General features: G+C 59.6%; 8 protein-coding genes. 2 read left to right on the top strand and 6 right to left on the bottom strand.

The genetic code is table 11. The features are described 5' to 3' along the window. Positions 1-170: 170 nt before the first annotated feature. From EO087_RS02035 to EO087_RS02010, 6 genes are all read right to left on the bottom strand, one after another. On the bottom strand, positions 171-839 hold the full coding sequence (locus tag EO087_RS02035; RefSeq protein WP_128897420.1) for a response regulator transcription factor: 669 nt from the start codon (positions 837-839) through the stop codon (positions 171-173). A gap of 417 nt (positions 840-1,256) precedes the next feature. Continuing rightward, positions 1,257-1,742, bottom strand: coding sequence for a signal peptidase II (gene lspA, locus EO087_RS02030; RefSeq protein ID WP_128897419.1), 486 nt, complete (start codon positions 1,740-1,742; stop codon positions 1,257-1,259). A gap of 96 nt (positions 1,743-1,838) precedes the next feature. Next, complete coding sequence (gene ileS, locus EO087_RS02025; RefSeq protein ID WP_128897418.1) at positions 1,839-4,697, bottom strand: isoleucine--tRNA ligase; 2,859 nt, start codon at positions 4,695-4,697, stop codon at positions 1,839-1,841. Between the two features lie 156 nt (positions 4,698-4,853). Continuing rightward, on the bottom strand, positions 4,854-5,822 hold the full coding sequence (locus EO087_RS02020; protein ID WP_128897417.1) for a bifunctional riboflavin kinase/FAD synthetase: 969 nt from the start codon (positions 5,820-5,822) through the stop codon (positions 4,854-4,856). Between the two features lie 38 nt (positions 5,823-5,860). After that, positions 5,861-7,468: a murein biosynthesis integral membrane protein MurJ gene (murJ, locus tag EO087_RS02015; protein ID WP_128897416.1), complete on the bottom strand. Its 1,608-nt coding sequence runs from the start codon at positions 7,466-7,468 to the stop codon at positions 5,861-5,863. Positions 7,469-7,734: 266 nt separating this feature from the next. Then, positions 7,735-8,583, bottom strand: a complete 849-nt coding sequence (locus EO087_RS02010; RefSeq protein WP_128897415.1) for a tryptophan 2,3-dioxygenase family protein — start codon at positions 8,581-8,583, stop codon at positions 7,735-7,737. 207 nt (positions 8,584-8,790) lie between these two features. Between EO087_RS02010 and pdhA the strand changes: the two genes are divergently transcribed. Together pdhA and EO087_RS02000 are read left to right on the top strand one after the other, a co-directional pair. After that, positions 8,791-9,873, top strand: coding sequence for a pyruvate dehydrogenase (acetyl-transferring) E1 component subunit alpha (gene pdhA / locus EO087_RS02005; RefSeq protein WP_128897414.1), 1,083 nt, complete (start codon positions 8,791-8,793; stop codon positions 9,871-9,873). Positions 9,874-9,878: 5 nt separating this feature from the next. Beyond that, entirely contained in the window at positions 9,879-10,859 is a 981-nt protein-coding gene (locus EO087_RS02000) for an alpha-ketoacid dehydrogenase subunit beta (RefSeq protein WP_128897413.1), read from the top strand. The last annotated feature ends 95 nt before the right edge of the window (positions 10,860-10,954 follow it).

The raw sequence follows: 10,954 nt of genomic DNA, 5'->3' as shown, positions 1-10,954 counted from the left end.
GGTGCGTGCATCGCGCGCAGAGAAACCCGCTTAGGCAAGCTAAGAGCCCGTTTATGATCTCTGCCTGGCTCGCGCCGGATTTGCTTGCCCGCAAGGCAAGGGGGAGCGAGTGATGGGTGATACCTAAGCAAGTGTGAACGCGGTCATGCGGCAAGCAGACAACGTTGACGTTAGCTTGCTAGTGCCAGCCCTCCGGCAAGCATGTACTCAAATAAAGCATAGTCGCTGGTGAGGCCAAGCTTGCGCATGGCATTGTGCTTATGCTGGCTGATCGTTTTAATACTTCGACCGGAATGCCGAGCAATGGTTGAAATGATCCATCCGTCCGCGAGACAGCGCAGAATCTCCGCCTCACAAGGCGACAAGATAAACGCTGGACCAGGCGTAACGGGCATCCTCGTTACCGGATGATCGACCGTCGACAGATATTCGCGAAGGCTCTCGCTCACAAAGCACCGACCCACTTTAATGGCTTGAATAGCCCGCGTTATATCGGCTGGATGAGAATCCTTGTCGACCAAGGCACGCATACCTTCGCTGAGCATGCTACGCATAACGGCCGTGTTTTTCACGCCACTCCACACCACGATGGGTAACAAAGGGACGCACTTGAGCATGGCCCTGAGCAGAGACAATCCGCCAACCTCTAGTTCATCTTTCACGACGGGCATAAAAAAATCAGTGATGCATAGGTCACATGGATGTGCAGCCAACGTATCGAGCAATTGGTGGCCAGACGCAACATCGGCGACAACTTCATGGCCACCTGGCTGTTCACGCAATAGTGCGCGAAGACCAAGCCGTGTGATCGGACAACTATCGGCGATGACAATGCGCATATGCCCCCCCCTGTATTAACCAGGCATAAAATGGCTCAAAGAATCCCCTTTAGGGTGTGCGATGGCACGACCCATCTCCAAAGTTGGCCCTATCCTTGCCTTTGCCATAGGTGAGGCAAAAATTACACCAATGTGATGAAGTTCACATTTTTAGGTGTTTGGACATTCCGGACTGGATGAGATTGTCGCTACAAGTGCCTGAAAATTCGAATACCCGTTTTTTTTCGACATGTAGCCTTATTCAGTCGCCACCGGGCTGTTTTCCGATCGCATGCTCCTATCGCGCGAGGGGCGATATGCGGGGCGATATGCGGGTTGCCCACCTGCGTCTCATTGTGACCCACAGCGTTCAAACGCGAAGGCTGCACCCCCGGCTGCGACGCAAGCCCTTTCATTTTGCAACAAAACGTACTCGCTTCAGGGATGCTGCGGACGCAGGCCGAACAGGATCAACAGCACAGCCCCCACGCAGATACCGCTATCGGCGATGTTGAAGGTGGGGTAATACCAGCCGCGGTAGTAGACCTGGATGAAGTCGGTGACCTGCGAGGCATGCAAGCGGTCGATCAGATTGCCCAACGCGCCGCCGATCACTAAGGCCAGCGGCAAAGCGGTGCGCCATTCATGACGGGCGGTACGCGCCAGCCACACGACCAGTGCACCGCTGATCACCACCGCCAACAGCACGAAGAACCAGCGCTGCCAGCCGCCGCTTTGGGCGAGGAAGCTGAAAGCGGCGCCGGCATTGAAGGCCAACGTCCAGTTGAGGAAGCCCGGGATGACAGGGTGTGGCATGCCTGCCGGTTGCAAGGTGGTGAGTGCCCACCATTTGGTGAGCTGGTCGAGTGCAATCCACAGCACGGAGAGCAACAACCAAGGGAGGGCGTTGGGTTTGGAATGCATCAGTGTCCTCAAGAGATCGGTATAGAACGTAGGTTGGGGTGCAAACCCCAACATTGCCATGCGTGGATATCCAGATGTTGGGGTTTGTACCCCAACCTACGACCACTGGCGATCTTCGCCTGGCCCTTCCACATTGCTTACGCAACGTGCGCAAAGTTCCGGATGCGTCGGGTTGCTGCCCACATCGTCGCAACGATGCCAGCAGCGAATGCACTTGGTCGCGTCGCTCACGCTGGCAGATACATACACTTCGCCACCACCTTCAAGCTGCAACGCAGCCGCATCGGCCGGATGCGGTTGTAACGGCGCGAAGCTCGCCTCGGAAGTGATGAAGAAGAAGCGCAACTCGTCCGCTGTTTCGGCATAACGTGCCGCGGTCGCCGGATCGGCATGCAACACCAGCGTGGCTTCCAGTGCAGCGCCGATTTTCTCGGCCTTGCGCATGTCTTCCAGCACCCGCGAAGCCGTATCGCGAATGGCCAACAGATCCGTCCAATAACGGCGCTGCTCGGCGGAACCCTGCATGTTCATCAGCCCGTCGTACCAGGTTTCGAACAACACGCTCTCACCTCGCTCGCCCGGCATGTGCTGCCAGATCTCTTCCGCGGTGAACGACAGTATCGGCGCCAGCCAACGCACCAGTGCTTCCAGAATGCGGTACATCGCACTCTGCGCGCTGCGCCGGCCGAGGCTTTCGGTCGGCATGGTGTACAGGCGATCCTTGGTGATATCCAGATACAACGCGCCCATTTCGTTAGTGCAGAAGTTCTGCACGCGCTGAACGATCTCCGGGAAATCATAGCGATCGTAGGCCGCTACCACCGCCTGCTGCAATTCATAAGCCTGGCCTACCGCCCATTGATCGAGCAGCAGGCTTTGTTCCACCGGCACCAGGTGCTTGCCCGGATCGAAGCCATCCAGATTACCGAGCAGGAAGCGCGCGGTGTTGCGGATGCGGCGATACATATCCGACACGCGCTTCAAGATTTCCTCCGACAAGGACATCTCGTAGCGGTAATCGGTGGAGGCTACCCACAGGCGCAGGATGTCCGCGCCCAAGCGATTCATGATGTCCTGCGGCTCGATGCCGTTGCCGAGCGACTTAGACATCTTGCGGCCCTGCGCATCCACGGTGAAGCCGTGCGTGAGCAACTGCTTATAAGGCGGCTGGGCGTCGAGCATAGCGGCCGTGAGCAGCGAAGAATGGAACCAGCCACGATGCTGGTCCGAGCCCTCCAGGTAAAGATCGGCAGGGAAACGCAGCACATCGGCGTGCGAGCCCCGCAGCACATGCCAGTGCGTGGTGCCGGAATCGAACCACACGTCCAGCGTGTCGCGATTTTTTTCGTAGTGCTCGGCATCCACACCGAGGAGTTCGGCGGGATCAAGGCTTTGCCACGCTTCGATACCATGCTGCTCGACACGCTTAGCCACTTCTTCCAACAGCTCCGGCGTGCGCGGATGCAGTTCGCCGGTTTCGCGATGGACGAAGAACGCCATCGGCACGCCCCACTGGCGTTGGCGCGACAGCGTCCAGTCCGGGCGATCGACAATCATGTTGTGCAGGCGCTGCTTGCCCCAGGCGGGGAAGAACTGCGTGGCTTCCACGCCTTCCAGCGCAGCCTCACGCAAGGTTTTGCCGCCATCTTTCGGCGTGATATCCATGCCTGCAAACCACTGCGAGGTAGCGCGATAGATGATCGGCGACTTGTGGCGCCAGCAATGCATGTAGCTGTGCGGATGCTTGTGTTGGTGCAGCAGCGAGCCGGCTTGATCCAAGGCTTCGACGATCTTGGGATTGGCCTTCCACAGGAACATGCCGCCGAACAGCGGCAGCCAGGAAGCGTAGACGCCGTTGCCCATCACCGGGTTGAGGATGTCGGCATCCTTCATGCCGTACGCCTTGCACGAGTGGAAATCTTCCACGCCGTATGCAGGAGCGGAATGCACGATGCCGGTACCGGTATCCAGTGTGACGTAGTCGCCGAAGTAGATCGGCGCAAGACGCGCATAACCAGGATCGGCCGCATACAGCGGGTGACGGAATTTCAGATCACCCAGCTCATGACCTTCCACCGAGGCCACCACATGCCCTTCCAGGCCGTAGGTCTTGAGGCATTCCTCGACGCGCTCGGTGGCGAGTATCAGCAAACCCTTTGGCGTATCGACGAGGCTGTAGCTGAATTCCGGATGTAGGTTGAGCGCCTGGTTGGCAGGGATGGTCCAGGGCGTGGTAGTCCAGATCACGATCTGGCCGTTGGGTTTTGGCAGTTGCTGCAAACCAAAGGCTTTGGCCACCGCAGCCGGGTCGTCGAAAGCAAAACCGACGTCGATGGCGATATCGGTCTTGTCCTCGTATTCCACTTCCGCTTCGGCCAGCGCAGAGCCGCAGTCGAAGCACCAGTTGACCGGCTTCAAGCCGCGATAGATGTAACCCTTGCGCAGCAATTCGGCCAGCGCGCGGATTTCGCCGGCTTCGTTCTGCGGCGCCATGGTGAGGTAAGGACGATCCCATTCGCCCAGCACGCCCAGGCGCTTGAAATCGCCTTTCTGCTTGGCGATCTGTTCGCTGGCATAGGCGCGCGCCTTGCTCATCACCTCGCTGGTCGGCAGGTTTTTGCCAAACTGCTTTTCGATCTGGATTTCGATCGGCATGCCGTGGCAATCCCAGCCCGGCACGTAGGGCGCATGAAAGCCTGCCAGCAGCTTGGACTTCACCACCACGTCCTTGAGGATTTTGTTGATCGCGTGGCCAAGATGGATCGCACCGTTCGCATACGGCGGGCCGTCATGCAGTACGAACATCGGCCGTCCGGCGACCTTGGCCTGGATCTGCTGATAACGCCCAACTTTTTCCCATTCGGCCAGCCAGCCCGGCTCGCGCTTGGGCAGGTCGCCGCGCATCGGGAAGATGGTCTGAGGAAGGTTGATAGTGCTCTTGTAGTCCTGGGTCATCGCTCGGGTGCCGTGTTTACGGTGGTTCCGCTTCGATGCCTGGAGGGGACCGAAGCCTCGGTGCTTGCCGCACGCGCTTCGGTGGGGCTCGTCAAATAATCATGATCGTGGCAGCCGCTGCGGCGGACCGGGTGCGCAGGCTTGGCGTGCCGGAGCTCATGATATTGCCTGGTTCACGTCGATCAATACGGGGTTCATTCCCAGGATCTCCCGCGCGGAACGCGCATCATGCCGCATTTGCTCCTTCAATGCGTCCAGCCCGTCAAATTTCATCTCATCACGGAGCTTGGCCACGAATTCCACCGCCATGCGCTGGCCGTAGAGATCACCTTCGAAATCGAACAGATGCACTTCCAGCAAGGGCTCGGCCACTTCATTGATAGTGGGCCGTATGCCCAGACTAGCCACGCCGGGCCAACTGCAAGCGCTCTCGCCCAAGCCCACCCGCACGGCGAAAATACCGTGAACCGGGGTCACCCGCTCACGCAGGTGGATGTTCGCGGTCGGAAATCCGAGGATGCGCCCCAGTTGGTTGCCGTATTCCACCTTGCCCTCGATCACGAAGGGTCGGCCCAGCAAGGGCGTCACTGCGCCGAAGTTGCCAGCAGCCAGCAAGGCACGCACTCGACTGGCCGACACACGTTCGCCATCCAGCAGCACCGCAGGCATGGTGTGGGCAACGAAGCCACGCTCTGCGCCAATCCGTTCCAGCATGGCGACATCGCCTGCGCGTTTGTGACCGAAACGAAAATCGGCCCCGACCCACACTTCACGCACGTTGAGCCGCTCGATCAGCACGCGCTGCACGAAATCTTCGGCGGACATGGCGGTCAGCGCCTGGTTGAAGCGCATCAGCAAGGTGTGCTCCATACCGGCGGCGGCGAAGCCAAGCAGCTTCTCGCGCACGCTGGACAGGCGCGGTACCGGCTCCTTCGAAAAGTAGGCGCGCGGCAACGGCTCGAAACTCACCACGACAGGCGTGCGATCAAGGGCCTGCGCCCGTTCGCGCACTTCATTCAACAAGGCTTGGTGACCACGATGCAGACCGTCAAAGGCACCGACCGCAACCACACTGCCGCCGGGGGCCAAGCACGGCCCCGCAACATCCCGGGACAGTTTCATCATCCGCGCAGTATAGAGGATGCGGTAAGACCTGTTTACGATCAGTCGTGGTGCAATTCACGCAGACGAAAACCTGTCGCGAAAAGTACGCAGACATAAGTGGCACCACCCATGCACACCAGCAAAGCCAGACGCCACACGCGGCCGAGCACCTGCATCTGTGTCCAATCAGGCCAGTACCAGCGCCCCAGCAGCAGCACGACGACCATCGCTCCACCAGCCACGGCCAATCGAACCAGATGACGGCTCCATCCTGCCTGGCGCTGGTAGATGTCCGCCTTGCGCAACCAACGCCACAGCAACAGCAGATTGATATAGCTGGCCGCCGCACTGGCCATGCCCAGGGCAAGATGCAAACCAGGTACTTTGGAAAGACCGTCCAGCAATGGGCCGGACTTCAGCGTAGTTGGCGCCCACATCGCATACAGCGCCAGCAGAAAGAAGCCATTGAGCACCATGTTGGTGATCAATGCAGCCACGCCGGCACGCACGGGGGTGCGCGTGTCCTTGCGCGCATAGAACGCCGGCAGCAAAACTTTCACCAATGCATAAGCGGGCACACCGAAGCTCAAAGCCGTCACTGACAGCGTGGCCATGCGGGTATCGAACGACCGGAACTGGCCGTTCTGGAACAACGTGGCCACCAGCGGCTCGGCCAGCAGCAGCAAGCCGAACATGGCTGGTATGGCAATCAGCAAGGTAGTGCGCAGACCCCAATCCAGCGCTTTGGAAAAACCTTCATGATCAGTGGCCACGTGATGGCGTGACAGTGAAGGCAGGATCACGGTGCCCAACGCCACGCCGAATACACCCAGCGGCAATTCCAGAAAACGGTCCGCCTGCGAGAGCCAGGTCTGCGAGCCGGAAATCAGCAGCGATGCAATCACCGTATCGAACAGCAGGTTGATCTGCGATACCGAGGAACCGAACAAGGTTGGCACCATCTGCCGCATGATCCGGCGCACATCCGGATGGTTCCAGCCCCAGCTCGGCAAGGTCAGCAAGTCGAGTTGGCGCAACGCCGGCAGTTGAAACAGCACTTGCAGAATGCCCGCTGCGAACACCGCCCAGCCCAGCGCAAGAATCGGCGTCTGCAAATGCCGCGACAACCACCAGGCCCCGGCGATCATGCATAAATTGAGGATGACCGGCGTCAACGCCGGCAGCCCGAAACGATGGAAGCTGTTGAGTGCACCACCGGAAAGTGCGGTCAGCGATACAAACAGCAAAAATGGAAAGGTCAGCCGCAGCAGTTCCACTATCAAGGTGAACTTGTGCGTATCGTCCACCGAGCCGGGCGCAAATACCGTTGCCACCTGCGGCGCAAACAGCATGCATAGCGCCGTCACGATCAGCAGCACGCCACCAAGTGTCCCGGATACCCGCGACATCAATATCTTCAATTGCGCATGTGTGCCCTTCTCTTTCACCTCGGTAAAGACAGGAACGAAAGCGCTGGAAAACGAACCCTCGGCAAACATGCGGCGCATGAAACTGGGAATGCGAAAAGCCACCCAGAAAGCGTCGGTGGCCACGTTGGCGCCAAAGACATGGCTGATCGAGATATCCCGCAGCAAGCCAAGCACGCGTGAAACCATGGTCATGCTGCTGAACGAAAGCAGCCCGCGGAGCATGCTGGGGGACTTCATGGGCGGGACGGGATCCTGGGCCGAAACGGGGCGTAGTGTGACAGCTTTGGCTGTCTGCCTCTCTTCGGGCAGGCGAACGGACGTACTTGGCTCCGAGGAGTGAGGAGAGGGTTGGTCGATGTCCCTGAAGGGACCATCGGTTAAAGCCAATGGCACTAACTTAAGCTTGTCTCGCCATCACTCGCCGCAGGTGAGAACGCGTAGGTTGGGGTGCAAACCCCAACATCGGGATGCATGTACGCATGGCAATGTTGGGGTTTGCACCCCTACGCGCCTAACACCGTGCGCACGTCCAGCAACTCCGGAAAAAACTCCAACTCCAACGCCTTCTTCAAAAACGCCACGCCCGAGGAACCACCCGTACCACGACGGTGTCCGATGATCCGTTCCACCGTTTTCATATGACGGAAACGCCAAAGTTGGAAACTTTCTTCCACGTCCACCAACTGTTCGCACATGTGGTACTCCGACCAGAATCTTGCACGCTCTTCGTAAATGCGCTTGAACACCGGCAATAGATCGTCATGGCGCTGATACGGCTCGCTCCAGTCGCGCTCTACGCGCGCAGCTGGCACCGCGTGGTCACGACGCGCCAGGTAACGCAGGAATTCGTCGTAAAGCCCGGGCGCCTCCAGTACTTCCCGCAACTGCGTCTGTGCCGCCGGGTCGTAATCGAATACCTTGAGCATCTGCGCATTCTTGTTGCCCAACATGAATTCGATCATGCGGTATTGCAGCGACTGGAAGCCCGACGACGCACCCAGCACGCCGCGAAATTCCAGGTATTCCGACGGCGTCAGCGTCTCCAGCACCGCCCATTGCTCGAACAGTTGTCGTTGCACCTGCTTCACGCGCGCAAGAATTTTCAGGCACGCATCCAGATCATCAACACGCAGACGCGCGATCGCCAGCTTCAACTCGTGGATGATCAGCTTCATCCACAGTTCGGCCACCTGATGCTGCACGATGAACAGCAGCTCGTCGTGATGCGGGGGCTCACTGAGCGGTTGCTGGGCGGTCAGGAGCTGATCCAGCCGCAGGTAACCGCCGTAGGTCATCCGGCCATTCAGGTCGAGCTGGATGCCCGCTTCGAGATCACGCTGGTTATCCGTCATGGTGCCCGCAAACCTGCAAAAGTGCGCATGTTACCCGGTGCAGAGGCATTTCACGTACGGGCTCGCATGCTGCGGCGTGCCTTGCGGCGCAACATGGCGACCTGCTATCAAATACAGTTTTTGGGATTTCCCTGTGCGTCAGGCCCCACTGGATGGGCCTCGCCTCCCCTGCAGAGATCTTTTCCTTACCCACCCCGGGAGCGAGTCGTGTCCATCGCCGCCAAGTTTGAAATCGAATATCTGCAATACCTCGACGTCGAAGGCAAACAAGTCCGTGACGACCTGCCTAAGTTCGTCACGAATCTCGACCACATGGTCGAACTGTACAAGTTGATGATGTCGACTCGCGTATTCGACGCGAAGTCGGTAGCTCTGCAACGTACCGGCAAGCTCGGCACGTATGCAAGCTGCCTGGGGCACGAAGCCGCGCATGTCGGTATCGGCAGCGCCATGAAGCCAGAAGACGTATTGGCGGTGAGCTATCGCGAATACGGCGCGCAGTTGTACCGTGGCGTGCAGCCGCGCGAGGTGTACATGTACTGGGGCGGCGACGAACGCGGCAACGATTACCAGAACGAGCCCGCCCGCCACGACTTCGCCTGGTCGGTGCCAATTGCCACCCAATGCCTGCATGCCGCCGGCACCGCGCTGGCGTTCAAGATTCGCGGCGAGAAGCGCGTGGCCGTGTGCACGATCGGCGACGGCGGCTCTTCCAAAGGCGACTTCTACGGCGCCATCAACATCGCCGGCGCGCAGAACCTGCCGATGGTGACAGTGATCGTCAACAACCAGTGGGCGATCTCGGTGCCCCGCAAGATTCAGTCCGGCGCGCCGACGCTGGCACAAAAAGGCATCGCCGCCGGCCTGTTCTCCATCCAGGTGGACGGCAACGACATCATTGCCGTGCGCAAGGCGATGGAAGACGCACTGGAACGCGCTCGCAACGGCCAGGGCGGCAGCGTGCTGGAGTTGGTCACGTATCGTCTGAGCGACCACACCACCGCCGACGATGCCCGTCGTTATCGCGGCGAGCAGGAAGTGAAGGACGCCTGGGCCAAGGAACCGATGAAGCGCCTGCGCAACTGGCTGGTTGCCAAGGGTGTCTGGGACGATCAGAAAGAAGAAGCCTGGAAGACCGAGTGCGACGAGTGGATGGACAACGAGGTCAACGCTTACCTGCAGACCAAGACCCAGCCGGTCACAGCGATGTTCGACTACCACTTCGCCGAAGTTCCAGCTGATCTCGCCAAGCAACGCGATCTTGCAATCTCGCTCGAAAAAAAGGCGTAAGAGCCATGGCACAAATCACTCTTATCGAAGCCGTCACCCAGGCACTTGCGTATGAAATGGCCCACGACGAGAGCGTCGTGGTGCTGGGTGAAGACGTGGGCGTCAACGGCGGCGTGTTCCGCGCTACCCAGGGACTGCAGGAAAAATTCGGCGAACTGCGCGTGCTCGACACCCCGCTGGACGAAACCACCATCGCCGGCGTCACCATCGGTCTTGCCACCGCAGGCATGAAACCGGTGGCTGAAGCGCAGTTCGAAGGCTTCATCTACCCGATGATGGAACAGATCGCCTGCCACGCCGCGCGCATGCGCAATCGCACGCGCGGCCGCCTCACCGTCCCGGCGGTATGGCGTGCACCATGGGGCGGCGGTATTCGCGCACCGGAACATCACTCCGAAGCGAACGAACACTTGTTCACCAACATCCCCGGTCTGCGCGTGGTGATGCCCTCGTCGCCTGCACGCGCCTACGGTCTGCTGCTCGCCGCGATCCGCGATCCGGACCCGGTGATGTTCTTCGAGCCCAAGCGCATCTATCGCCAGTACAAGGAAGAAGTGCCCGATGACGGCGAGGCATTGCCGCTGGATGTGTGCTTCGTGCTGCGCGACGGCACCGACGTCACCATCGTTACCTGGGGCGCACAAGTCAAAGAAGCGCTGGAGGCCGCCGACGCGCTTGCCGAAGAAGGCATCAGCGCCGAAGTGATCGACGTGGCCACACTCGCCCCGCTGGACTTCGACACAATTGCCGAATCGGTGCAGAAAACCGGCCGCTGCGTGATCGTGCACGAAGCACCCAAAACCGCCGGCTTCGGTGCCGAGATCGCCGCCCGCATTGCCGAGGAATGCCTGTACGACCTGCTCGCGCCGGTCGAACGCATCACCGGTTACGACACGCATATCCCGCTGTTCCGCCTCGAAATGAAGTATCTGCCGAGCACGGAGCGCGTAGTCGAAGCAGCGAAGCGCACGCTGGCCGCCAGCTGAAGCTTGCCGGGAATCGTAAATCGGGAATAGTTAAAAGCCGCAACCCGCAACGTCCGTCAACCCGCTTCTTCGATTGGCGATTGGCGATTTACGGC

It is taken from the genome of Dyella sp. M7H15-1, assembly GCF_004114615.1.
GTDB lineage: Bacteria > Pseudomonadota > Gammaproteobacteria > Xanthomonadales > Rhodanobacteraceae > Dyella_B.
Note: the sequence above shows the minus strand (reverse complement) of the source record. Positions and strands in the feature narration are given on the sequence as shown.